Annotated in this window: 21 protein-coding genes and 2 pseudogenes; 14 read left to right on the top strand and 9 right to left on the bottom strand. The window is 60.1% G+C overall.

What is annotated here, in order from left to right; genetic code table 11:
* The first annotated feature begins 162 nt into the window (after window positions 1-162).
* The 9 genes from RW095_RS38800 to rffA all read left to right on the top strand — a co-directional run bounded on the left by RW095_RS38800 (window position 163) and on the right by rffA (window position 7,366).
* The gene (locus tag RW095_RS38800) at window positions 163-372 is read left to right on the top strand and encodes an excisionase (RefSeq protein ID WP_317020910.1); all 210 of its coding nucleotides are present in this window, start codon (window positions 163-165) and stop codon (window positions 370-372) included.
* Complete coding sequence (locus tag RW095_RS38795) at window positions 362-1,489, top strand: tyrosine-type recombinase/integrase (protein ID WP_317020909.1); 1,128 nt, start codon at window positions 362-364, stop codon at window positions 1,487-1,489. Before RW095_RS38800 ends, RW095_RS38795 begins: the two co-directional genes overlap by 11 nt.
* A gap of 273 nt (window positions 1,490-1,762) precedes the next feature.
* The gene (locus tag RW095_RS38790; RefSeq protein WP_317020908.1) at window positions 1,763-2,935 is read left to right on the top strand and encodes a hypothetical protein; all 1,173 of its coding nucleotides are present in this window, start codon (window positions 1,763-1,765) and stop codon (window positions 2,933-2,935) included.
* A complete protein-coding gene (locus tag RW095_RS38785) occupies window positions 2,932-3,621 on the top strand; it encodes a WbqC family protein (RefSeq protein ID WP_317020907.1) in 690 nt (229 codons plus the stop codon). Before RW095_RS38790 ends, RW095_RS38785 begins: the two co-directional genes overlap by 4 nt.
* On the top strand, window positions 3,621-4,607 hold the full coding sequence (locus RW095_RS38780) for a glycosyltransferase family 2 protein (RefSeq protein ID WP_317020906.1): 987 nt from the start codon (window positions 3,621-3,623) through the stop codon (window positions 4,605-4,607). The genes RW095_RS38785 and RW095_RS38780 overlap by 1 nt, the downstream gene beginning before the upstream one ends.
* The gene (locus RW095_RS38775) at window positions 4,595-5,275 is read left to right on the top strand and encodes an acetyltransferase (RefSeq protein WP_317020905.1); all 681 of its coding nucleotides are present in this window, start codon (window positions 4,595-4,597) and stop codon (window positions 5,273-5,275) included. The genes RW095_RS38780 and RW095_RS38775 overlap by 13 nt, the downstream gene beginning before the upstream one ends.
* Before the next feature lie 7 nt (window positions 5,276-5,282).
* A complete protein-coding gene (locus tag RW095_RS38770) occupies window positions 5,283-5,699 on the top strand; it encodes a GtrA family protein (protein WP_317020904.1) in 417 nt (138 codons plus the stop codon).
* A complete protein-coding gene (locus RW095_RS38765) occupies window positions 5,696-6,040 on the top strand; it encodes a hypothetical protein (RefSeq protein ID WP_317020903.1) in 345 nt (114 codons plus the stop codon). The genes RW095_RS38770 and RW095_RS38765 overlap by 4 nt, the downstream gene beginning before the upstream one ends.
* Before the next feature lie 165 nt (window positions 6,041-6,205).
* Window positions 6,206-7,366, top strand: coding sequence for a dTDP-4-amino-4,6-dideoxygalactose transaminase (gene rffA, locus RW095_RS38760; protein ID WP_317020902.1), 1,161 nt, complete (start codon window positions 6,206-6,208; stop codon window positions 7,364-7,366).
* A 320-nt stretch (window positions 7,367-7,686) separates the two neighbouring features.
* Here rffA and RW095_RS38755 read toward each other — a convergent pair whose 3' ends face one another.
* From RW095_RS38755 to RW095_RS38725, 7 genes are all read right to left on the bottom strand, one after another.
* Entirely contained in the window at window positions 7,687-8,967 is a 1,281-nt protein-coding gene (locus tag RW095_RS38755; RefSeq protein WP_317020901.1) for a dihydroorotase, read from the bottom strand.
* A gap of 93 nt (window positions 8,968-9,060) precedes the next feature.
* A complete protein-coding gene (locus tag RW095_RS38750) occupies window positions 9,061-10,086 on the bottom strand; it encodes an aspartate carbamoyltransferase catalytic subunit (protein WP_020069825.1) in 1,026 nt (341 codons plus the stop codon).
* A gap of 87 nt (window positions 10,087-10,173) precedes the next feature.
* Window positions 10,174-10,713 carry a bifunctional pyr operon transcriptional regulator/uracil phosphoribosyltransferase PyrR gene (pyrR, locus tag RW095_RS38745; RefSeq protein WP_317020900.1) on the bottom strand — a complete coding sequence of 180 codons (540 nt, stop codon included), beginning with the start codon at window positions 10,711-10,713 and terminating at the stop codon, window positions 10,174-10,176.
* Window positions 10,700-11,140 carry a Holliday junction resolvase RuvX gene (gene ruvX / locus RW095_RS38740; RefSeq protein ID WP_317020899.1) on the bottom strand — a complete coding sequence of 147 codons (441 nt, stop codon included), beginning with the start codon at window positions 11,138-11,140 and terminating at the stop codon, window positions 10,700-10,702. Before ruvX ends, pyrR begins: the two co-directional genes overlap by 14 nt.
* Before the next feature lie 10 nt (window positions 11,141-11,150).
* On the bottom strand, window positions 11,151-11,729 hold the full coding sequence (locus RW095_RS38735; protein WP_317020898.1) for a YqgE/AlgH family protein: 579 nt from the start codon (window positions 11,727-11,729) through the stop codon (window positions 11,151-11,153).
* A 228-nt stretch (window positions 11,730-11,957) separates the two neighbouring features.
* A complete protein-coding gene (locus RW095_RS38730) occupies window positions 11,958-13,367 on the bottom strand; it encodes a hypothetical protein (protein WP_317020897.1) in 1,410 nt (469 codons plus the stop codon).
* 244 nt (window positions 13,368-13,611) lie between these two features.
* Entirely contained in the window at window positions 13,612-13,782 is a 171-nt protein-coding gene (locus RW095_RS38725; protein WP_006047743.1) for a rubredoxin, read from the bottom strand.
* Window positions 13,783-14,068: 286 nt separating this feature from the next.
* Here RW095_RS38725 and RW095_RS38720 point away from each other — a divergent pair, with 286 nt between their 5' ends.
* From RW095_RS38720 to RW095_RS38705, 4 genes and pseudogenes are all read left to right on the top strand, one after another.
* The gene (locus RW095_RS38720; protein WP_317020896.1) at window positions 14,069-14,929 is read left to right on the top strand and encodes a hydroxymethylpyrimidine/phosphomethylpyrimidine kinase; all 861 of its coding nucleotides are present in this window, start codon (window positions 14,069-14,071) and stop codon (window positions 14,927-14,929) included.
* A 316-nt stretch (window positions 14,930-15,245) separates the two neighbouring features.
* Window positions 15,246-15,853: pseudogene (gene cysC / locus RW095_RS38715) on the top strand (adenylyl-sulfate kinase).
* A 1,957-nt stretch (window positions 15,854-17,810) separates the two neighbouring features.
* Window positions 17,811-19,376: a hypothetical protein gene (locus RW095_RS38710; RefSeq protein ID WP_317020895.1), complete on the top strand. Its 1,566-nt coding sequence runs from the start codon at window positions 17,811-17,813 to the stop codon at window positions 19,374-19,376.
* Between the two features lie 750 nt (window positions 19,377-20,126).
* Window positions 20,127-21,074, top strand: a complete 948-nt coding sequence (locus RW095_RS38705) for an FkbM family methyltransferase (protein ID WP_317020894.1) — start codon at window positions 20,127-20,129, stop codon at window positions 21,072-21,074.
* A gap of 196 nt (window positions 21,075-21,270) precedes the next feature.
* Here the strand turns inward: RW095_RS38705 and groL are convergent, their stop codons facing one another.
* Both groL and groES read right to left on the bottom strand, forming a co-directional pair.
* Window positions 21,271-22,911, bottom strand: a complete 1,641-nt coding sequence (gene groL / locus RW095_RS38700) for a chaperonin GroEL (protein WP_027801988.1) — start codon at window positions 22,909-22,911, stop codon at window positions 21,271-21,273.
* Window positions 22,912-22,963: 52 nt separating this feature from the next.
* Complete coding sequence (groES, locus tag RW095_RS38695; protein ID WP_008923887.1) at window positions 22,964-23,254, bottom strand: co-chaperone GroES; 291 nt, start codon at window positions 23,252-23,254, stop codon at window positions 22,964-22,966.
* Window positions 23,255-23,805: 551 nt separating this feature from the next.
* Here groES and RW095_RS38690 point away from each other — a divergent pair.
* Window positions 23,806-24,414 (top strand): annotated as a pseudogene (locus RW095_RS38690) (integrase core domain-containing protein); the annotation flags it as partial.
* Window positions 24,415-24,433 lie beyond the last annotated feature (19 nt).

Genomic DNA, 24,433 nt, shown 5'->3' with positions numbered 1-24,433 from the left:
CTCCAGGGGGGCGGGTAAGGTCCTCATATCAACGCATCTACGGCCCACCGCGATGACGCGCCTCGGTGGTATTTCAGCGACCTGCTAAGAAGGCTCGAATCCTAGCATGACCGAAGCAGCACAACGAGTAATCGAAACAACGAGAAAACACTGGGGTGTCACATGGCAGCGCAACTGATTCCACTGTCCGTCTGGGCCGAATCGATCTTCGGCGAGCACAAGCCGCATCGCAACACGCTGATGAACTGGATTCGAAACGGGCGCATCCGGCCGGTGCCGCGCAAGGTCGGTCGCGAGTACTTCTGCAAGCCGAACGCTGAATACGTCGATCCCGTTGCCGAGCGCATCGAAAGGATGACAAATGGCCGCTAGGCGTCGTTTGGCAGCCCGGCGCGACTGGCCGGACAACCTCTACAAGAACGGGAACGACTATTACTGGTTTCGCAACCCGTCGACGGGCGAGACGTTCGGGCTCGGCTATGACTTCAAGGTTGCCGCCGCGCAGGTGCGCACCGTGAATGCCGAGCTGGAGCGCCGCAAAGGCGAGACCAGCCTGCTGCAGCGCGTGCTCGGTGCTGACATGACGTTCTCGGCATGGTGCAAGCGCTACGAAGAGGTTTATTGCGAGCGCGGCAACAGCCCGAAGAGCGAGCAGATCCTGCGCGGTCACCTGAAGATCATCAGGGACGCGCCATTCGCGAACAAGTCAGTGCCGAACATCGAGCCCAAGGAGATCGGCGATTGGTTGAAGACGAACACGGCAGCCGTGAGCGCCTCTCACACATCGCGCCTTCGCAGCCGTCTGATCGACATGTTCAATGAGGCGATCGCCGAGGGGCTGATCAAGCCGGGCAAGAACCCGGTCGTCGCGCTGCGCAACCCGAAGAGCGAGGTGTCGCGCGATCGCCTGACGCTGGACGAATTCCTCGCGATCGTCGCAGAGGCGAAGAAGCAGCCCGAGACCGTTTGGGCAGCTCGCGCGTTCATACTCGCGCTGATCACTGGCCAGCGCCGCGAAGACGTCAAGGGCATGCAGTTCAACGACGTCAAGGACGGTTTCCTGTGGGTCGAGCAGCGGAAGAGCCAAGGTCGCACGAAGCTGAAGATCCCGGTGTCGACCGGGCTAAAAGCGCTCGGCGGCCTGACGATCGAGGACGTAATCCGCGAGTGCCGCGACGACGTCGTATCGAAGTACCTCATTCACCACGTGCGGCACAAGGGCACCGCGAAGCCTGGGCTTAGTCCGAAGCTCGGAAGCTTCTCCACCATGTTCTCGACCTACCGCGACGCGGCGAAAGTTGTCGCGGCGGAAGGCAAGACGCCGCCGACGTTTCACGAGATCCGGTCACTCGCTGCGCGATTGTACGGCGACGAATTCGGTGCAGAGTTCGCGCAGGCGCTGCTCGGACACCAGACGGCCCAAATGACAGCACTCTACCGCGATAGCCGCGGTCGCGAATGGAACGAGGTCAAGGTGAAACCCGCCTGAATTTCGGTTCATCGCGGATTACCCGTCTCGGGTGACAAGTTTTGTTCGGTCCGACCATGAAAGCGCGGTCAGGGCGATCCCGACTTTGGTGACGCTCGATGCCTTCTCGTTTTCAACGAATGCTTAGAAGGCCACCTCCGGTGGAAAGCACTTAGCCTTCACTTCGTCTGTGATGTACGAGACTCGCCTCACAGCAGCCCCCGGAGGCCACCACGGCCTGCTGTACAATTGAACGCTTCGGACTTACCACACTAGATCCCATTTGAGAAAGGCATGGATTTTCCCTCGATCGGCGATGCGCCCCAGTATCTCGATGTCGCCACCGGGTGCGCGCATTTTCTCCTGGGCAGCGGAGACGCGGGCGCGACCTGCTATCACGCTTATCGCCCTATCGGCATCGTGTTGTACTACACGATGCCGCTGCTGTTCACGGATGATCCAATTCTGGTGAGTTATATCACTCTGTTCCAGAACCTGATGTTCTTGCTGCTGCTGATCTATGCGGGAATTACGCTTCTCCGACGTTTTTCGGGCTTCGGGAATGACGCGCTGGCGCCCTGCGTGCCGCGATCGCTACGCGTCGGAGATGTCGTCCTTGTGATTCTGACGACGTTGTTCTCACTCGGCTTCATTTCAGTGCGGCTATCCGACCACCAAAGTCTCGCGCTGTTTCTGCTGTCCTTCTGTTTGTTGAGTGCTGACGGACTTAACCCATCGAAAACCAAGGCGTTCTGGGCCGGCATACTCGCTGGAGCCGCGGTCCTGATGAAGCAGAACTTCGCGGTGGGCACGGCATTTACCGTGCCGCTGTGGCTCGCCCTCGTCGGCAGGCGCGATATGAAGGCCGCACTACCGCCGCTCACGTGCTTCTGTGCGGGTGCATCGCTGGGCTTCGTGCAAATTTTGTGGGTGTATCTGCATTCGGGCGTGCCTTGGCTGTACGACACGCGCGTGATGGCCGCATTCGATCCGGCCAACCGCCAGCCCGCCGTTGAACTGGCTGCATATATGCAGCCAGTTCCATTCGTATATTTCTCCAAGCTTGTCACGCAGGTCCCAGCTTTCCAATACTTCGCGACCAAATTCTGGATCGGTCTGTCGAAATTCTATTGGGCGGTATATTTGGGACGGCCACCTGCCGACGCACTGGCGCCATTCATCAACTATACACACGCCGAGGTGACCGGCACGAAGATCGTGTTCCTGCTGGTGGCGCTTGTATCGTTCGGGTCCGTCGGCTTAGGCCAGCCGTGGCTCGCGGTGCTGGTGATCACAGCGTTCTGTTCGGTGTCGCTCAGCATGGCGATTGCCCACGTCGAGAACCGCTACTTCTACTTTCTGCGTATCGTCTACGTGATCTACTTCGTCGTGCTTGTCCGCCGGGCCCTCGCGTGGTGGGCGAGCCGGCGCTCGGCGGGTGTACCGGCGGTGGCGGACCGACCATGACTAAAAAGGTCGCCATCCTCCAGTCGAACTATGTGCCGTGGAAAGGTTATTTCGACCTGATTCGCGCGGTTGACGAGTTCATTGTGTACGACGAGGTGCAGTACACCAAAAATGACTGGCGCAATCGCAACCGCATCAAAACCCAGGCGGGCGTGCAATGGCTAAGCATTCCGGTCCGCCAGGAACAGCTCGAACAGAAAATCAGCGAGACGCGTATAGCCGATCGGCGCTGGGCTGCCCAGCATTGGAGAACGATCTCGAACACATATGCGCGCGCTCGCTACTTTGGTCGATACGCTCCAACGATTGAAGCGTGGTACGGCGAGGCCTGCGCGTGTGATCTGCTGTCGGACATAAATGCGCTTTTTATTCGCGCGGTGTGCGCGGAACTGGGTATCGCCACACGCATTACTTCGTCACGGGACTACGACCTTCAAGGCGACCGCGTTGAGCGGCTTGTCAGCATTTGCCGGCAGGCGGGCGCGGCAGTCTACCTGTCGGGGCCGGCAGCGCGCGAGTATCTTGACGAAGCACGCTTTGCCGAAGCAGGCATACGCGTCGAATGGATGCGCTATGACGGTTATCCGGAATACCCGCAGCTCTTTCCGCCGTTCGAACACAGCGTGTCCATTCTCGATCTGCTGCTCAACGTGGGTCCCGAGCACGCGGCCTTTATGAAGACCTGATGATGTTAATGCTCTCCGTCGTCACCACCCTTTACCGGTCGTCGCGCTATGTTGACGCGTTCTATCGCCGCATCGTAGCTGATGCTGAAAAGCTCACGTCGTCCTTCGAGATAGTGTTTGTTAACGACGCGTCGCCCGACGATTCGCTCGAGATGGCGCGCCGGTTGTGCGCGACGGATCCGCGCGTCAAGGTAATCGACCTTGCGCGCAACTTCGGCCAGCATCGCGCACTGATGTGCGGCATGCGCCACGCGGGCGGCGAGCGTGTTTTCGTGATCGACGTTGATCTCGAGGAAGAGCCTGAGAATCTCGGACGCTTCTGGCGAGCGATGGACGAAGACTGCGAAACCGACGTGGTGGTCGGCCAGCTCGAAGAGAAGACGCTGCCATTCGCGAAAGCTTTCACCAGCGACCTGTTCTACAAGGTGTTTAACGCATTCTCGCCAGTGCAGATTTCGGACCGAGACATCGTCTCGCGGCTGATGAAGCGCAGCTATGCTGACGCGCTGCTGCAGTATGGCGAAACCGAACTGTTCCTGCCCGCCGTCTGGAAAGACGCGGGCTTTGTGCAGAAGCGCATCGTCGCGACGAAGGTATACGACGGCAACTCGTCCTATACCTTTCGCAAGAAACTCGTGATGGCGGCTGATGCGATCACATCGTTCAGCAGCAGGCCTCTTACCGGCATCTTCTACTTAGGCCTGCTTTCGTCGGGCACCGCGACGCTGGTGATCCTCTATCTCGTCCTACAAAAGTTGTTCTGGGGACGCGTGTTTGTCGGCTGGACGTCGCTGATGGCCGCGCTGTTCCTAATCGGTGGTGTCATTATTTTTTCGATCGGTGTAGTCGGAATCTACATCGCCAAGATCTTCTCGGAAGTAAAGGGCCGACCGACTTCGCTCGTTAGAGCCATTTATCAGGGCAACTGCGTCCGCGCGCCGCGCGCGGCCGATGATTCGCGCAGGGAGCACGAATGGCAAGGTTGATCATCTTCGGCGCGGGGCCATTCGCCCAACTCGTGTGCCGCTACGCCACGAGCGACTTAGGCTTGCAAGTGCAGGCATTCACGGTCGACGAACCATATCTGCCAGCCGGTCCCTCTGCAATCGATGGCATCCCTTTGCTAGGCTGGCACGCGGTGTGCGAGCGTTACGCGCCCGCCGACTCGAAGGTGTTCGTCGCAGTGGGATACCGCAGCATGCTTGCGCGAGAACGCGTGTATCACACGATCAAACACAGCGGCTACACTCTCGCCAATCTGCTGCATCCGGCCGCGTGGATCGCGCGCGATGTAGTCATCCACGATAACGTGATCGTAATGCCGGGCGCCGTCATCGAGCCAGGCGTGACGCTCGGCGCGAACAATGTCATCTGGTCGAACGCGACCGCATGCCACGACAGCGCAATCGGCGACCACAATTTCATCGCGGCCAATGCGACGCTCGGCGGCAATGTCACGATCGGTGCGCGCAACTTTATCGGATTCTCGGCCGTATTAATGCAAGGCAGGCGCGTCGGCGACGATACCCTGATCGGGGCGCAGACGCTAATCGATCGCGACACGCAGGACCTCTGCGCCTATGTCGGAACGCCAGCGCGACTGCTGCGCACGCTCGATCCGGCGACAGGTGTGACCATCAGCGATCAGTGTTGAGTCGGCGATGACATCGAATCCACGCGCGTCGATCGGCCAACTGCTCCGCTATGGTCTCGTTGGTGCGACCGTGAATATGGGCGGCTACTTGCTGTTCCTGTTGCTCACCTGGCTTGGCGTAGAGGCCAAGGCGGCGATGACGGTGCTTTACGTAGCGGGCGCGAGCGCCGGCTTCTGGAGCAACCGCAACTGGACCTTCGGACATCGCGGCAGCATCACAGTGCCTGCGCTTAAGTACTTCGGCGTGCATGTGTGCGGGTATTTGCTGCAATACGCGATGCTCGCGGTCTTAGTCGACCGTCTGCACTTCTCCTATCGTGTCGTGCAGGCAATAGCGACGGTTGTGGTAGCGGGCCTGCTATTCGTCACATTCAAATATCTCGTATTTCCTCGTCCCGAACCGGCCGCAAGGAGCAACCTGTGAAACGGTGCCTCGTTTGCGACGCATTGTACGCGGCCAGCGATATGGCCTGCCCGGCGGGCGGCTGGCAGCCTACGCTGCAGAATCGGCTGCCGGCTTATGCGCCCGCGCTGAGCGCGGAAAGCTCCGGCTTCAAGGCGAGCTACTTCGCAGAGTGGGCAGCGCTCGGATGCGGCAACTTCTGGTTCGAGGCTCGCGACCAGCTGATCGTGGCGCTGCGCAGCTATGCGAGCGACTTCTTCTCGTTTCTCGAGGTGGGCTGCGGCAGTGCGCGAAGCGCGATTCTCGATCGTGCGCAGCACGTCATTCGTCTCCGTGTTGCTGCCGCTGATGATGCTATCTAGACTCACCCGTCGCGCGGGCGAAGCTGAAGCGTCGGGAGCGGAGTTGAGCGTCACGCCTTGGCTGAACCGTCTGCCCGGCGCGCCGATGGCGGCCGAAGCGCGGATGATACAGGCGGGCGTAGATTTCCGGGCGGGCGGCTCGCGCTTTCTAATTGCAAGGAAGACATGATTCATATCCCGTTCAACAAGCCGTACATGACAGGGCAGGAGCTCGGCTACATTTCCGACGCGCACGCAAATCTACAATTTGCCGGCGACGGCGCCTACACAAAGCGCTGTAGTGCTTGGCTCGAAGAGCGCACGGGCACCAAGCGAGCGCTGCTCACGCATTCATGCACCGCGGCGCTGGAGATGAGCGCGCTGCTCGCGGGAATTGGGCCCGGTGACGAAATTATTATGCCATCCTACACATTCGTGTCGACCGCGAATGCGTTCGTATTGCGAGGCGGCGTTCCGGTGTTCGTCGATATTCGCGCGGATACGCTGAATCTCGACGAAAGTCTGATCGAGGCTGCTGTCACTCCGCGCACACGCGCGATCGTGCCGGTACATTACGCGGGTGTCGGCTGCGAAATGGATTCGATCCTCGCAATCGCGCAGCGTCACAACCTCCTGGTTATCGAGGACGCGGCGCAAGGAGTTACGTCCGCATATCGTGGCAAGGCGCTCGGAAGTATCGGAGATTTTGGCACGTACAGCTTTCACGAAACCAAGAACGTGATCTCCGGCGAGGGCGGCGCACTGCTCGTCAACACGCCCGAGAATGTACTGCGCGCCGAGATCATCCGTGAGAAAGGCACCGACCGGAGCCGCTTTTTTCGCGGGGAAGTCGACAAATACACGTGGCAGGAAGTCGGCTCGTCGTTTCTGCCGGGCGAACTCACAGCGGCTTTTTTGTGGGCACAACTGGAGCAGGCCGACCGAATCAGGGACGAACGCCTCTCTTCATGGGGCTACTATCACGACCGCCTGGCGTCCGCCGAGGAGGCCGGCATCGTGCGCCGCCCGATCGTGCCCGACACGTGCACGCATAACGCGCATATGTACTACGTGCTGCTGGCGGCGGATGTCGACCGGGATACCGTGCTCCAATGCATGAAGCAGCACGGTATCGGTGCGGTGTTCCATTACGTGCCGCTGCACACGGCGCCGGCCGGACGCGTCGTTGGGCGTGCACACGGCGCACTGCCGGTCACGGAAGCGCTGTCTGCGCGACTGGTCCGTCTGCCATTATGGGTGGGATTGACACGTAACGAGCAGGACGAGGTGATTCACGTGCTGTTGCGCTCCATTGACCTTGCCAAGGGAAAAGCCGAAACCCGATAAGAAATCGCAACGCAGAAGCAGGAGGCCCCGCATGCGTTGTTTTTCGATGAGGCCCTCCTTGCTGCTAATGAACGTCTTCCAGAGGGTCACTCGTAGCACATTCGATCGAACGGCTGGAAAGGGGTCGGTAGGCGGCCTACATCCCCACAAACCTGCGAAGAAACTAATATTTTGGATCTATTTTGGATCGATTTCGGACTAAGCCCGGAAAGCCACGCCAGTAAAGGCTCTCTGACTAACGGAACAACCGAATTCGGAGCTTTCCGTTGCGGGTCGATGCGAAATCCAGACTGGCCAATGCGTGAGCCATGCCGGGCACGTTAGCGTTGCTCGAATGCGACGCGGCCGGCCACGATGGTCGCGCGAACGCGAGCCGGCAATTCGTAACCGAGGAACGGCGTGTTATGCCCTTGGCTCTTCAGTGCGCGCGGCTCGACGCGCCAATGCGCGTGACGGTCGAACACGCAGAGGTCGGCCACGCTGCCTACCGCAACGCTGCCCGCCGCTGGCAGGTCGAGCACGGCGGCCGGCGCTGCGGTGATGCGGTTGAGCGCCTTTGCAAGCGGCACACCGGCTTCGTCGGCCCACTTCACCGTTAGCGACAGAAACAGTTCGAGGCCGGTAGCGCCCGGCGTGGCTTCGCCGAAGGGCAGCAGTTTTTCGTCGTCATCGACCGGTGTGTGGTCGGAGCAAATCGCATCGATGGTGCCGTCGACGAGACCCGCGCGGATCGCTTCGCGATCGCGCTGCTGACGCAGCGGCGGGTCGAGCCGGAACTGCGCGTCGAAGTAGCCGATGTCGAGGTCGATCAGATGCACATGGTTCACGGTGACGTCGCACGAGACCGGCAAGCCCTCGGCCTTTGCCTCGCGCATGAGCGCGATGCCCGCCGCCGACGACACATGCGACAGATGCACCCGCGCGCCCGTCACCCGCACGAGTTCGAAGATGGTATGCAGCGCGATGGTTTCCGCCGCGACGGGCACGCCGGAGAGTCCGAGCCGCGACGCCAGCGCGCCGCTCGCCGCCACGCCGCCTTTGCCGAGATAGGCATCCACAGGACGCAGCCACACCGTGTAGCCATACGTTTTCGCGTATTGAAGGGCGCGCATCAACACCTGCGTATCCACCACCGGCGCGTCGGCCTGCGAAAAACCGATGCAACCCGCTTCGGTCAGCTCGACCATTTCCGTGATGACCTGGCCCTTCAGGCCGACCGTCAACGCGCCGAGCGGATACACATGCGCCTGATCGAGATTACGGGCGCGGAACTTCAGCATTTCGACGAGACCGGGTTCGTCGAGCGTCGGATCGGTGTCCGGGGGACAGACGAGGCTCGTCACGCCGCCAGCGAGCGCCGCGGCCATTTCCGATTCGAGCGTGGCCTTGTGTTCAAAGCCCGGCTCGCGCAGGCGCGCCGACAGGTCGACGAGACCGGGCGCGATATGCAGACCGCGCGCGTCGATGGTTTGCGTCGCCTCGAAATTGGCGGGCGCGTTGCCGAGCGCGACGATCTTGCCCGCCTCGATGAAAACGTCCTGCTGCTGTTCCGTGCCTGCTGCCGGATCGATCAGCGTGCCGCCTTGAATATGAATCGTCATGCGCTGCCCTAATGTTTCAGCCGGATTCGGCCAGGTTCTGCGTTGTCTGCCGCGCGTGCGTCGTTCTGGGTCCGCACGCATGCGTTTGCCGGATCAATCGTTATTGCCTGCGACGATTCCCATCACCGCCATGCGCACTGCAATGCCGAACGTCACCTGATTCAGAATCACGGATTGCGGACCGTCGGCCACCTGCGAATCGATTTCGACGCCGCGATTCATCGGGCCCGGGTGCATCACAATTGCATCGGGCTTGGCGAGCGCGAGCCGCTCCGGCGTCAGGCCCCAGCTCTTGAAATACTCCTGCGCCGAAGGCAACAGCGCGCCGCTCATTCGCTCGTTCTGCAGACGCAGCATGATGATCACGTCGACGTCCTTCAGCCCTTCGTCGAGGTTGTGGAACACGCGCACACCCATCTGTTCGAGGCCGCCCGGCAGCAGCGTGCGCGGGCCGATGGCGCGTACTTCCGGCACGCCGAGCGTGGTCAGCGCGTGAATGTCCGAGCGCGCGACTCGCGAATGCAGAATGTCGCCGACAATCGCCACACGCAGATTCGTGAAGTCCTTCTTGTAGTGGCGGATCGTGTACATGTCGAGCAGACCCTGGGTGGGGTGCGCATGACGGCCGTCGCCGGCATTGATCACGTGCACGTGCGGTGCGCAGTGCTGGGCGATCAGATACGGCGCGCCGCTCGACGCATGACGCACGACGAACATGTCGGCGTGCATCGCCGACAGATTGTTGATCGTGTCGAGCAGCGATTCGCCCTTGCTCGTGGACGAAGCGTTGATGTTCAGATTCAGCACGTCGGCCGACAAACGTGTCGCGGCAATTTCAAACGTGGTGCGTGTGCGCGTCGAATTCTCGAAGAACAGATTGAAGACCGACTTGCCGCGCAGGAGCGGGACCTTCTTGACCTCACGATCCGTCACGCTGACGAACTGGCTCGCCGTGTCGAGGATGTGATTGACGATCGCCTTCGGCAAACCTTCAATCGACAACAGATGCTTGAGCTCGCCGTTTTTCGTGAGCTGCGGGTTGCCCTTCAGGAAGCCGTAGCGGAAGCGCTCGGTGGCGCTATCGGCTTGGTCGTGAGAAGCCTGGTTCGCGGTGTTCATGAGTTACCTGCTGGAGATACGGACGTCAACGTGTGTGCGGCGGGCTGCGAGTCGCGGTGCGTGCGCACTGGCACCCGGATGCCGCGCTCAATCGGCGCGGGCTTCAGTGTGAAAAGTGAAACGCGGCTGGCCTGCGCTGCCCTGCTCGCGCGCGAGCACCAGCGTCGCGTCCGCGGGCACATCCACCACGCCGCCGACGAAGCGCGCCGCCACCGGCAACTCGCGGCCGCCGCGATCGGCGAGCACGGCCAGTTCGACCGCCGCCGGGCGGCCGTAGTCATAGAGCTCATTGAGCGCCGCGCGGATCGTGCGACCGGTGTACAGCACGTCGTCGACCAGCACGATGCGGCGGCCGTCGACGGAAAACGGCAGCGAGGTCGGGCTCGCCTGCGAATGCAGACCTTTCTTCGCGTAGTCGTCCCGATGCAGTGCGACATTCACAACGCCGAAACTCGCCACCTTCAGATCGTGCGCGAGCCGTTCGGCGAGCCACGCACCACCGCTGTAAATGCCGGCGAGCACGGCGCCCTCGGCACCGGTTTGTGCCGCACCGAACTCGTCGCCATAGGCGGCGCGAATCTGGTCGAGCAACGCGCGATAAAGCGCTTCGGCGTCAATGGAACTCATGATGGTCCGAAAGTCCGTCTAGATATTGCTGAAGGATGATGCTGGCGGCTTCGGCGTCGAGCATGTCGGCACGGCCCTTGCCCTCGCGGATACCCGACTTTGCCTCAACCGACGAATAACGCTCGTCGATCCACGTGACAGGCAAATTGAAGCGGCCGTTCAATTGATTGCCAAACCGTTTGGCGAGTTGCGTCATTTCGTGCGGCGTGCCGTCCGGATGCATCGGCAAGCCGACGACGAGCGCGTCCGGCTTCCATTCGACGATCAGTTTGCCGACCTCTGCGAAGCGGTATTCGCGGCTGCGATTCTGCACGATCACGAGCGGCCGCGCGCTCTTCGTAAGCGAATTGCCGACCGCCACGCCGATGCGCTTTTCACCGTAGTCGAACGCAAGCAGCGTCGCCTCACGTCCGGCCGGCAGGCTCATGCGGCGCCTCTCATGCGTGCCCGGCCTCGCCCGACAGCATGGACAGCGAAATGCCGAGCAGCGCGAGCGCGGCTTCGAGGCGCTCTTCGGCGGGCACGTCGAACACGATCTTCGGATCGGCCTCGACCGTCAGCCAGCCGTTTTTCGAAATCTCTTCTTCAAGCTGACCCGCGCCCCAGCCGGCGTGACCGAGCGTGAGCAGGAAACGCTCGGGACCCGTGCCGCTTGCAACCGCCTCGAGCACGTCTTTCGACGTGGTCATTTCGAGACCGCCCGGCACCGACATGGACGACGTATAGGTGTTGCCGTCTTTCGGGTCGTGCAGCACGAAGCCGCGCTCGGTTTGCACCGGGCCGCCGAAATACACGGGAACATGAAGGAGAGGCTCGATTTCGAGCTTGAGGTCGATGCGACTGAAGAGCGCTTCCAGGTCGATATCGGTCGGCCGGTTGATCACGAGGCCGAGCGCGCCGCGCTCACTGTGATCGCAAAGGTAGACCACCGTTCCTGAAAACGTCGGATCCGCCATGTTGGGCATGGCGATCAGGAACTGGTTGGTCAGATTGATGCGATCGCTACTCTTGGACATAGTTCGGATTTTAGCAAAGACGGTGCAGGATGGCGGGCTTCGAGCGTGGAACGGCGACGTGAGTCATGGAGCGTGCCGCGAGCCATCGACGGCGATTCATGTTGCACTCTATCACGCACGCGGGCCTTGCCACGGTGCAGTTTGGGCCTGCGCGCCCGCTTGCGGGCTTGCCTGCGTAGTTGCCTACCTGACGCGCTCCTTGCGCGGCCCTGGCGCTCCTGACGCGCGTTACGCGCCGCCCTGCTCGACCGACCGCGTAAGCGCGCTCAGCGCTGCGCCGCTGGCCGGTGGCGCCACGCCCGCCGCCACCTTGTGCAGCGTGGCGCGCAATGCCTCGGCCGCGCCTTCCAGCGCACTGGCCGCAGGTGCGTCGACGATCACGTGAGCACGCACCGCAGGCGTCGACACGCCGGCATGAGCGCGACGGCGCCACGCGAGTCCCAGCGCATCGGCTAGCAGCGCGACATGGCCGAGGCCGAGCGCGCAAGCTGCGGACCCGAGCCGGTACGCGGCGTCGCCGGCTTGGAGCGCTTCGCTCGGATCGGCCTTCTCAGGCTGGTCCGCGGCCCGCGCGTGTTCGGCAAGCGCGGAGATCGCGGCGTCGGCCGTTTGTAGAAAGTCCTCGTACGCATGCGCGTTGACGCTCAGTACACCAAGTTCGCGTGTCAGTGAAGTGTGCGCGCTGACCGATTGCGCCTCCACCGCTCCGGCTTCCCAAAGCATTTCCGATGCCTGCGTGCCCGCGACGTGCCAATCGACCGTCAAGCCGTAGTCGTGCAGCACCTCGACCTGATCGGCGTCTTCAGCGGCGGCGCCGAACAGTGCGTAATCGCGCCACAGCAGCGCGAGGGTAGCTCGCACCAGCGAGCGCTGGGCGCGTTCGATGCCGCGCGCATGATCGGCTAGCGCGAGATTGCAACGCGCGTAAAAACGCCGCGCGTCGGGCTCACCCGCCGCGCGTCCGCTGACCCGCAAGGCACGGGCGCAGGCCTTGGCAAGACGCCAGAAGTCATAGGGATCGGGACCGGCGAGTTCAGTGAACACCGCGTCGAGTTCGTCGAGCGCGGCGTTGGTGGCCGCGCGCGCCGCCACGCTGCCGGTGTCCGGCTGCGAGCGCAGCACCGGGAGCAGCGCGCGTTCGTAGCGCGCACGCAGATGAGCCAACTGCTCGGCCGACTGTGCATGAAACGAAACGGGCGGCACCGGCCGCGCGGTCAGCGCGAGGTCTTCGAAAGCCACCGGAGAAGCAGTTGTGTGTTCGCCGAGATCGGCACACAACTCGCGGTAATGACTAAAGAGCGTGGGCGAACAGGCGAGCTCGCGCAGATTGTGACGCTCGAGCGCCGCACGGAAGTCGCGCAGCGCGGCGCCAAACGCCGGCCGCACATTCTCGGCCTCGGCGGGATCGCCCGCGGCCAGCGGCGAAAGGCGCACGAGCGCGTCGGCGAAACGCGTGGCACTCAGCCAGCCCGCGCTGCGCAGTGCGTGCGAGGCGCGCACCAGCGCGGTGGTGCAGCCGGTGTGCTGCTCGAACGCCAGCAGCGCTTCGGCTAGCGCAAGTTCCGCCGGGCGAACAGCGCCGCCGCGCGGGTTGGGCAATGCGTCGAAGGAAACAGGTGCTGCGGATCGAAGAGTCATGAGTTGGCGACGGAAAGTCGGCGGGCCGCCGTTGAGCGCCGCGCGCAGACTGAGCGCCTAACGCGCGGACCGGCAACTGAACAATGACAAATGCGCGATGACAGCTGCACAGGGACAAATGCAGAACGACCAATGCGCCATGACAGACTATGCAACGTCAACTTGCGGTTGGGACACGGCCAGCACGGTGACGTTCCGGCGCGATGCCACACCTCGGCGGGGCGACGCCGGCCGCCGTTCGGCTTCAGATCTGGACCATCTCGAAGTCTTCCTTGCGCGCGCCGCACTCGGGACACGTCCAGTTGATGGGAACGTCTTCCCAGCGCGTGCCCGGCGCAATGCCCTCGTCCGGCAAACCGGCTTCTTCGTCGTAAATCCAGCCGCAAATCAGGCACATCCAGCTTTGATATTCCATTCTTGTATCGCGTCGTGAAGTCCGTGGAAACAGGAGCCATGATGGTACCGTGTTGCCGCCCCAATGCCTAGCAATCGCAAAACGCCCAGTCCCTTTGCGCAACGACCTTCGGCAATGCTGGATGGGAAAAGTGCCGCTGCGTGCGGCGTCACGCCACGGGTTAGCCCGGAAGCCGGGAACGAAGCCACCCGCGATGCGAAAAAACGCCTCTGCGCCGTTTTAGGACGCATAATTGAGCCGCTTGCGCACTCACCGCGCCAAAAATACTGCCCCTTTGTACATCTTCATGCCCAGCGACACGCCTCCGATCGTCCTCACCTTCGGCCTCTCCGATCCTACCGGCGGCTCTGGCCTGCAAGCCGACCTGATGACACTTGCCAGCATGGGCTGTCATGGCGTCTCTGTGCTCACCGGCTATACCGTGCGCGACTCGGCGAGCTGCGACGAAGTCAACGGGCTCGACCCAGAGGTTGTAGCGACCCAGGCGCGCATGCTGCTCGAGGACATGCCGATCGCAGCGTTCAAGGTGGGCGCCTGCACGCGCGCCGAAGTAGTGAGCGCGATCGCCGAAGTAGTAGCCGATTACGACGATATTCCGCTGATTCTCGCCCCCGACTTCACACTCGACGACGAGCACGTGCTCGCCGCCGACGAACTGCGCGAAGCCATTGCCGACCTGCTCGCGCCACAAACCACCTTGCTGGTCGCCGACTCGGCCACACTGCTCGCCCTCGCTCAGCCAGACGGCGACGCTGAAGCGCCGAGCCTCGACGCGGCGATCTCGCATCTGCTGTCGCAGGGCTGTGAATACATTTTGTCGACGGAAACCGGCACGCACCGGCTGGTCAATACGCTTTTCAGTGAAGACGGCCAATTGCGCCAGGACATGTGGGACCGCGGCAGCCATCGCATCATGGGTTTGACGGATACGCTCGGCTCGGCCATCGCGGCACTCCTCGCCAATGGCCAGGAACCGGCAGAGGCCGTGCGCGAGGCTCAGGAGTATCTGTACCAGGCGGTGCGCGCCGCGTTCCGACCGGGCATGGGCGCGTATATGCCGGACCTGTTCTTCTGGGCCCGTAGCAGCGACGACGATACACCGCCCACTGCCGGCAAGGACGCGGCGCCTGGGGAAGCGAGGCACTGAGGTATGTATGTCGGCGTGACCGTGCGCGGGGTTGGCGCGTGTGGTGCGTTGGCGCGCCTCGTGCAAACCAGGCGTCTGCTATCGCTATGTCGCTCGTAGCAGGCTTCTTGAGCGAATTATGAGGAACACGGAGGTGTTCCCGCCGAATCATGCCGCCATGCCCCGTCTTGTCATTGCATAGCGCTCCCGCTTAACGCCGCCTGCCGCGCCCGACGGCTTCCACGTCACACTGACCCACTCCGCCGAGGCATCGCCGCGACGCGTGGCGTATGTCGCCAACGTTGACACTGCGTTTAAGTCCTTCTGGAACATAACCATGGAACAGCCCGGCGGCCTTGCGCAACGCATCCACGGCGCGATCACGCTTGCGGACAGGATGCGACTCCTCCGTCAGAATCCTCTCACGATCTGGCTGACCGGCCTGCCGGGAGCAGGCAAGTCGACCATTGCGTTCGAACTCGAACGGCAACTCGTTTCGCAAGGCCAGGCCTGCTACTCGACGGCGACAACATCCGCCACGGTTTGGGCAGCGACCTCGACTTCAGCCAATAGGGGCGCCACGAAAACATCCGCCGCGTCGCACACGTCGCCCAGTTGATGAACGACGCAGGCATCATCGTTATTACCGCACTCATCTCGCCGATGCAGGCCGACCGGGCGATGGCGCGCGATATCGTGGGCGCCGCCAATTTCATTGAGACTTACCTGTCGGCACCATTCGCAATATGTGCGCGTCGCGACCCCAAAGGTCTCTACGCAAAGGCGCTGGCCGGCGAGATTGCGTCGTTCACCGGCGTATCAGCGCCCTATGAAGTACCGCTCGATCCGGATCTCGTGATCGACACCGCAGCGTTGACGCCGAGTGAGAGCGTTGCAGACATCGTCGCGTACTTGCGTGAGAACTGTCTTGCGTTTCTCGCATAAATGTTGCGCCAATCGCTGTGTTGCGGACATCGACAGTACTAACGTTGGCTTAAGTCCGAACGGCAGATGGTGACTCGCCGAGCTTAAAGTGAGCATTGATCCTATATCGTCATGACCTTTGCAGCTCTGACGTGGTGACGATGCTCTCCTCCTATGCCGCCCCATTCTCTGCGCGCCGAGACGCCAGATTGAGCCGATACATCGGCCGACGCTTGCAACTCACGCCATGCGGCTCATTTGTGGGGATTCCAGCCTCTCGTTGCTTCTAAAGCATTAAGGCGTCACCTGCCCGCATGCCAGATCGTCTTGCGGCTTGCCGTTCAAATCCATCATTGGGCCCGGCACATTGAATGCACAGAGAGGCTCACGTGTTGCGAAGATGTCGCGAGATCGGGCATTACTTTACAAACCGACGGTCGCGCGATGGCGTGCTTTTAAATTGACTTCGGGCGGCGCAGAAAACCTCTCACATTCATCGAACTCCGCCTACTTTCTGACCGCATCGAACATAATCTTGTTTGAATAAAACGCTCATCCGAAAAGCTTGGGCTAATTTAATTTGGCGATCGAACGGCGACAGCGCCGCAGAAACGCGCTTTGTCGGCTCGGTCAATGGGTGCGAGAAGCGGAATAGGTTCAGCGTTCCCCAGAATCGATTAGCAGTCCACCCAATAGACGATCGTCACATACAAGTTGCGCCAGCCATTTTCCGCATTCATACATCGAAATCAGGTGTAAAACCCTCGCTCATTCTCTCCTGAATTGATGCGGTAAAAATTGCGAACTCCTAAGCACCCGCGACAAAACTTCAGTTCACGATGAAAAATAACCGGGCCACAAAATGACCGTCACGTCGCGTGAGATTGGAATGATCACGGCCTCCGCGAGGATCAGTATCGTCCTCTTAAAGTGCATTGGGCGGCAACGGTGAACGACCAGATCGAATGTCCGTTCAGGACGAGGCGCGGGCATCCTTGCTTTCCGACAAAGTCAAAAACCGTCGTTGCGGGGACGCCAAGGGCGACGGCTATCCTCGCGGCCGCACATTTAAGCAGTACTATAAAAGGGTCGAGTCCCGAAAAGATCAGCGGGGATATCCCGTAATTAACGGAAGAAAGCATAAGACGTTCGCGATTCGCGAAATTGGCCGAAAAGATCTTGCTATGTGGCCGACGTCGGCGAAATTTACTATAGATTTCCGCGCCTTACGGGTATTATTTACCCCGGTCGCCCAGCAAGCACGGATTTTTTGCCGATCGCTGCAGTGCGCGTCTCGGGTGAAACGTTTGCGAGCACCGGCGGTAAGGGGTCCTGGATGCTTGGGGCCGCTAAAAAGGGTGGAAGGCACACCGTGGGCGGATCATTCGACCCCTGATGCTGAATTGGAATCAACGTCTACACCGTGCAGGAATATGTCGTTCGGAATTTTTTAGGCGTCCTAACGGATGACTTCCCCCTGCTGCCGTTCAACCGTTAAACGTGCCAAGTAATTCCTGTCTGGACTTTATTAGGGCTACGCGGGCTTTTCGGCGTAGTCGAACTGCTCGTAACGCATTCGACCGCCAAGCCGGGTGCCCACTACCGTAGTTGCAAGAAATCGCTGTACAAGTTACCGAATCGAGCGAGCTGCTCACGCTTGTCGCGAACGTTTGCTTTAAACACGACAGGGTCGTCAACCATCTTCGGGTCGGCGTCCGTTCGCCTGTAATTAATGGCGCGCTAGTGAGTGCTTCATTAGTCGCGGATCTATCCGCTCTAAGGATATTCGCGTCAGCAAACGTTTCACTTGAGCTTACCGAACGGCACTGCTCCATTCAAAAGAAGCAAAATAATTTGCTCGTCCGTCAGTAGACCTAACTAGCGCGTGCCCTGATTGGCGCGCATCTATTTACTCGAAACGCCATAAAGATTTGGGGTTTCTTATCGAGATTTTTTCTCGACAGCGGAATTATTTACCATGCTAAAACGACGTCAATTTATTAGCGGCCTTGCGGCTATCGGTGGAAGCTACCTGTTGAGCGCGTGTGGTGGCGGCGGCGCAGACGGTGGCGACAACAGCAGTGGATCGGCCGCTACGGAGGCCAAAGCGCATGCCGCCGCTTCTGCAAACGGCACCGCCATTCCTCCGGCAAGCTCAATCACAGACAGCACCGGCGCGGTCTGGACTCTATCAGGCGGCGTGGTATACAGGAACGGCGCGAAAGCCGGCAATACCTACAACGTAACGCTGATCAGTTACTACGGTAACACCATCTATTCTTGCGGCACCGGCGGCCAGTACTACGCGTGGAACGGGTCCGGATGGGTCGCGTCCCTCGACCCCCGCATGGGAGGCACGTCGGCTGAAGGCACCACGCTGCCCGCTTCGCCCTACATCATCGACAGAGCGAACGACGTATGGACGCTTGTGAATGGCGTGGTCTACCGCAACGGCGCAACCGTGGGTAACACGTACAACGTGTCCTTGGTCCTCTGGTACGGCGGCAAGATCTGGCTTTGCGGCACGGGTGGTCAGTTCTATGTGAACGTAGACCAGCGGAACCTGAAAGCGCAATGGCTGCCCTCGTCCGACCCGCGCATTGCTGCGGCGCCTGCTGCCGGCATGTTCTACGGTGTCAACGGACACTTTGACTACACCTACACCCCAGCCCAGCTCGTATCGCTCGTCAAGGGCATGGGCTGCACGACATATCGCGTAGGTTGCACGGCCCAACCGAATCAGATCTATGCAGTGACCAAGATCGCGCAGGCTTTCCAAAGTGCCGGCCTCAAGCTGTTCGTTCTGATCAACCAAGGCGTCACGGATGCCAACGGCAGGCTCTACGCGAACGAAGTTGCGGCTTACCTGGACAACATGGCAGGGGCGAAGACGATCGCCACAGCACTCGCGCCGTATGGCGTGACGATGTACGAATGCGGCAACGAACTGACGCGCCAGGACGCCACCGTAGTTGACTTCTCGTACGCCGGTGCGTTGGCCGTGGACTTCAATAACACCAACTGGCCGATCATGCGCGGTGCAATGCGCGGCATGATCGACGGTGTGAAGTCGATCCAGCCAACGGCCAAATGCGGTATCAACTTCTGCGTGGCGGACATCGGCGCGGCAGACGCGCTGTGGGAAGGAATGCAACCCGACGGCACCAGCGGCCACCAGCCGTTGCGCTGGGACATTACCACGTGGCACAACTACGCTGCGTATGGCGACATTTTCGCCATTGGCAGCGACGGTAAGGGTCCGGCGTTCGACTTGCCGACGTATTGCAAGGCTCGCTATGGCGTGCCGTTCATGATCACCGAATGGAACACGGGTCCGGAAGAGACGGAAAGCTTCCGTGCGAGCTACATCACGTCGCAGCTGACCGAGTTCTATGCGGCGCGCAAGACGCACAACATCCAGTCGGTGATGTATTACGTGCTCGACAGCGGCAATAACACCTACGGCATCATGATCAACGGTACGCCGATCAGTCAGCCCTACAACGCTTTCACTGCGTTCACGTCCGCCCACCCGGACAATTAAGTGCAGAGCGCTTAGCATTCGAATCTGCCTGATCCAGCTGTAAAACGAACGTCGCCTCTTCGCCTAACGAAGAGGCGACGTTTACATTTCTACGCTACCCTTAGAGCGCGTTATTCCGCAGCGCCGTGGGTGGCATATTTCCCTACTTTGCCGGAACGGCCGTTGCAATGGCCGGCGACCGTGGCAAGGGCCCGATGCTCTGTTTATGAGCGCGCTAACCGTCGGACTTGCCCCTTCGATCATGCTTATTTGCCAGGTCGCGTCGACGCTCCAGGCACAATCGCGGACGCCGCCCCGTGTACTAGAAGAAAGACACAACAACAGCGGCGATCGCGGTCGCATACGGCACGACCCTGGCCTCCGACAGCCTGACTTCGACGCGGACGGGGGTCTTTGTCACTCGTCGACGACAATTCCGGCCGCGCTGGCATATCGTCGATGCCCGGCCGAGGCAACGCCTCCGTACTGAGCAGGCAGCGCGCACCAGCCAACAGACGCGCAGCGGATCAAGCGCCTGAGGCGAAATCCGCTGTTATTCAGCATTTTGCGACTGTATCGCCCGACTTTGCGCCGCACTGGCCTTTTTCGCCGAACTGGCACCTAACATCCTCCGAAAAGGGCCATTAGCGAATGACGTGTGACGGGCGTGTCCGAACACCGTCGGCGCACAGGCGGCTACTACGGCGAAGGCGAGTGTTACGTGCAGTCTGCAGGGCAACGCAGACGCCCTGCATCTATATTGGAGTCACAATGGATATCGATTCGCAAACCGTGCCTGCTTCGCAGCCCTTCCTTTCAAAGAAAGTGTTGGCGAAGCGCGTTAGCGCCAGGAATTTCAGTTATGTAGTCGACCGGCTATCGTTTCATAGGCTCAACGGGCTTGCGGAGAAGCATCTACGCGCGAGAGGTCACAAGATGGCCGTATTCGCGAATGAACATATCGGTGGATTTATCCATGTTTTCGGGGTCTACGAGCAGGAAGAGCTCGACGTGCTGTTCAGCTTCCTCGAACCTTTGCACGACGTTTTCCGTGCAGGCGTCGGGCTAGATATCGGTGCCAATATTGGCAACCATAGCCTTTATTTTTCGAACATATTCGACGAGGTGTATTGCTTCGAGCCAAATCCGTCGATTTTCTATTTGCTCGAATTCAATGTGAGTTTCCGGAAGAAGATCAAAGCATTCAACATTGGTCTTGGGGACAAGAAAGGAACGTTCAGGTTGTCAGAGGTGCCTGATAATATGGGCGAATCGGCCATCGTCACGGACCAGCTCGGAGCCGATGCCGACGCAAACTGCGTCGATGTGCAGATTGACAGGCTGGATAATCTCGACTATCGCGACAAAGGGCTTTGCTTCATAAAAATGGATGTCGAGGGTTTCGAACCCAAGGTACTGCAGGGCGGCTTGCGCACTATAACGAAGCACTGGCCGCTGATCGTATTGGAGCAGCACGAAAGTGACTTCAAAGAAGGAGATTCGGAGTCAATTTCAATATTGAGAGACCTGGGATACAAATTCTGCTGGCATCAGAGTGGGACAGGGTCACGAAACACTTTTATCCGGCGCATTTTCAACTTCACGGAAATGTTTGCGGGACGTACGCACAAAGTGGTGACCGCCGAGGACGTTCCACCGGGAAATTATTCGATGCTGATAGCGGTTCCTCCGCGGTTTCAGGCGCCCCTTCACATGTGACGAAGTGTTTGAGCAGTCTTGACGTGAGCGTAGACGATCCGGAATTCTAGCTTTTGAGCTTGTGAACGCCCCGACCATAAAAAAACCCGCATTTCTGCGGGTTTTTTCTTTGGCAAGCGCACCTCGCGCGGCGCGCTTTTCCATGGGCTCCCGGTCGAACCTCTGTGCGAGGCGCAACCGGGGAGCGGACATCAAATTACATGTCCATGCCCATGCCGCCCATGCCGCCGGGCATGCCGCCAGGCATCGGTGCGTCTTCCTTCGGCAGTTCGCAAACAGCTGCGTCGGTCGTCAGCAGGAGACCTGCCACCGATGCTGCGTTTTGCAGGGCCGTGCGCGTGACCTTCGTCGGGTCCACGACACCAGCGTCAACCAGGTCGACGTACTCGCCGGTTGCTGCGTTGTAGCCGTAGTTGCCTTGGCCAGCAGCAACTGCCGCCACCACGACGCTGGCTTCTTCGCCGCCGTTCGTGACGATCTGGCGCAGCGGCTCTTCCATTGCGCGCAGGACGATCTTGATACCTGCGTCCTGATCGGCGTTAGCGCCCTTCAGGCCGGCGATCGCCGTACGTGCGCGGATCAGCGCAACGCCGCCGCCAGCAACGATGCCTTCTTCCACAGCTGCGCGCGTTGCGTGCAGTGCGTCTTCGACACGTGCCTTCTTTTCCTTCATTTCGACTTCGGTCGCAGCGCCGACCTTGATCACTGCAACGCCGCCTGCCAGCTTGGCAACGCGTTCTTGCAGCTTTTCACGGTCGTAGTCAGACGTAGCTTCTTCGATTTGCGTGCGGACCTGCTTCACACGCGCTTCGATGTTCGCAGCTTCGCCAGCGCCGTCGATGATCGTCGTGTTTTCCTTGCCCACTTCGATACGCTTCGCTTGACCCAGTTCGGCCAGCGTTGCCTTTTCGAGCGTCAGGCCGGTTTCTTCAGCGATGACCTGGCCGCCGGTCAGGATCGCGATGTCTTCCAGCATGGCCTTACGACGGTCGCCGAAGCCCGGAGCCTTCACGGCAACCGTCTTCAGAATGCCGCGGATGTTGTTCACCACCAGCGTTGCCAGTGCTTCGCCTTCGACGTCTTCTGCGATGATCAGCAGCGGACGGCCAGCCTTGGCGACTTGTTCCAGAACCGGCAGCAGATCGCGGATGTTCGAGACCTTCTTGTCGTGCAGCAGCACGAACGGGTTCTCGAGCACCGCAACTTGCTTGTCCGGGTTGTTGATGAAGTACGGCGACAGGTAGCCGCGGTCGAATTGCATACCTTCGACAACGTCCAGCTCGTCTTGCAGCGACTTGCCGTCTTCGACGGTGATGACGCCTTCCTTGCCGACCTTGTCCATTGCTTCAGCGATACGATCACCGATCGACGAGTCGCTGTTTGCCGAAATCGCGCCAACTTGAGCGATTTCCTTGTTCGTCGTGCACGGCTTGCTGATCTTGCGCAGTTCTTCGATCGCGGCCGTCACAGCCTTGTCGATACCGCGCTTCAGGTCCATCGGGTTCATGCCCGATGCAACGTACTTCATGCCTTCGCGGACGATCGACTGAGCCAGAACCGTTGCGGTCGTGGTGCCGTCACCTGCGTTGTCGCTGGTCTTGGAAGCCACTTCCTTGACCATTTGCGCGCCCATGTTCTGGAGCTTGTCTTTGAGTTCGATCTCTTTTGCGACCGACACACCGTCCTTGGTGACCGTCGGGCCGCCGAAGCTGCGTTCCAGGACAACGTTGCGGCCCTTCGGACCCAGCGTGACCTTCACAGCGTTCGCGAGGATGTTCACGCCTTCGACCATCTTGGCACGGGCGGAATCACCGAATACGACGTCTTTAGCTGCCATCTTCTAACTCCTTGAATTCTTGGGATATAACCGGGGAAGTAGCGGCTTGCGCTTACTTCTGCACCACGGCCATGATGTCTTCTTCGCGCATCACGAGCAGTTCGTTGCCGTCGACCTTGACGGTCTGGCCTGCGTACTTGCCGAACAGGACGCGGTCACCAACCTTCACGTCGAGCGCGATTGCAGCGCCCTTGTCGTCACGCTTGCCCGGGCCGACCGCCAGGATTTCGCCCTGATCCGGCTTTTCTGCTGCGGCTTCGGGGATCACGATGCCCGACGCGGTCTTGGTTTCTTGATCCAGACGCTTGACGATCACGCGATCATGCAAAGGACGAAGGTTCATACATACTCCTCTCTTGATTGAGACTGAAGAACGCTTGGAAAACCCGGCTGGCCGAGCCAACCGGCGAAGTTGTTAGCACTCTCGTGCAGCGAGTGCTAATTATATGGACGGGTGGTGACAAATTCAAGAAGGGATGTGGGGCTGTCGAGATCCACTCAACTTTGAACTTTGTTCACTTAAGTTTGAACTCGAAACCCGCATCCGGATGTCACAATTTCACGGCTTGTTCATAAAATACAATAAGTTAGGACACGTTTTTCCTGTCCCGCATCGTCGTATCTTGAGCAAGGCATCGACTCTTTCTTCGCGACATCCGCTCACTAGTTTTGGTGACCGAGGTTCGTCCCAGGTAAAAACCCTGAGCAACTAACACTTCTCTGTCAGGCTCGCGAAATTCGAATAGATCTCGCGACCGGCGTCGCCCTGCTCTCGCTTTCCGTCGCAGCCTTTCAGTCCGCAAGGCCAATATCAGAAAATTTTTCCCGTCAGACGAATTTACCTTGAAGCACTACCATGCTGATCGAAGGATCTACGAGGGCACGACAATCGAGAAAGTAACGCAAGGATATCAGTACACGGCCATCGACGACTGCTCGCGCTTCCGCGTACTGGCTGTGTACCCTCGTAGAAATGCCCGCAATACGCTGCTTTTTCTTGATCGCGTCATCGAAGAGATGCCGTTTCCGATCCAGCGTATCCAGACCGACAGGGGCGGCGAGTTCTTCGCCGAATCAGTGCAGCGGCGTCTGATGAGCGAGTGCATCAAATTCCGACCGATCCCGCCACGCTCGCCACATCTCAATGGCAAGGTAGAACGTTCACAACTTACTGACCTGAACGAATTCTGGTTCCACCATGCCCCGACCGAAGATGAGATTGACCGACGAATTGAGGAGTGGCAGTTCGACTACAACTGGCGCCGCCCGCACGGCTCACTCGGCGGCAAGACTCCCGTCGACCGCATCGCAGAAGTGGGCGAAATCACGCCTCTCGCGGAGCAGGTGGAAAGTGCCTACGACGGGCTGAGAGAGAGAATCCGGCATCGCGAATGGCGAGTTGACAAGACCCTTGCCGAACATCATCGGCGCGCGCTTGAACTCGCGTCTCCTACCGGAGCCACGAACTCAAGCGCGCCAAGAAAACGGCATTCAAGAGAGTGAAACGATGTCTGTGAATCGC

The organism is Paraburkholderia kirstenboschensis, from assembly GCF_032806925.1.
GTDB classification, from domain to species: Bacteria; Pseudomonadota; Gammaproteobacteria; order Burkholderiales; family Burkholderiaceae; genus Paraburkholderia; species Paraburkholderia kirstenboschensis.
This window is presented reverse-complemented; position numbering and strand designations above follow the sequence as displayed.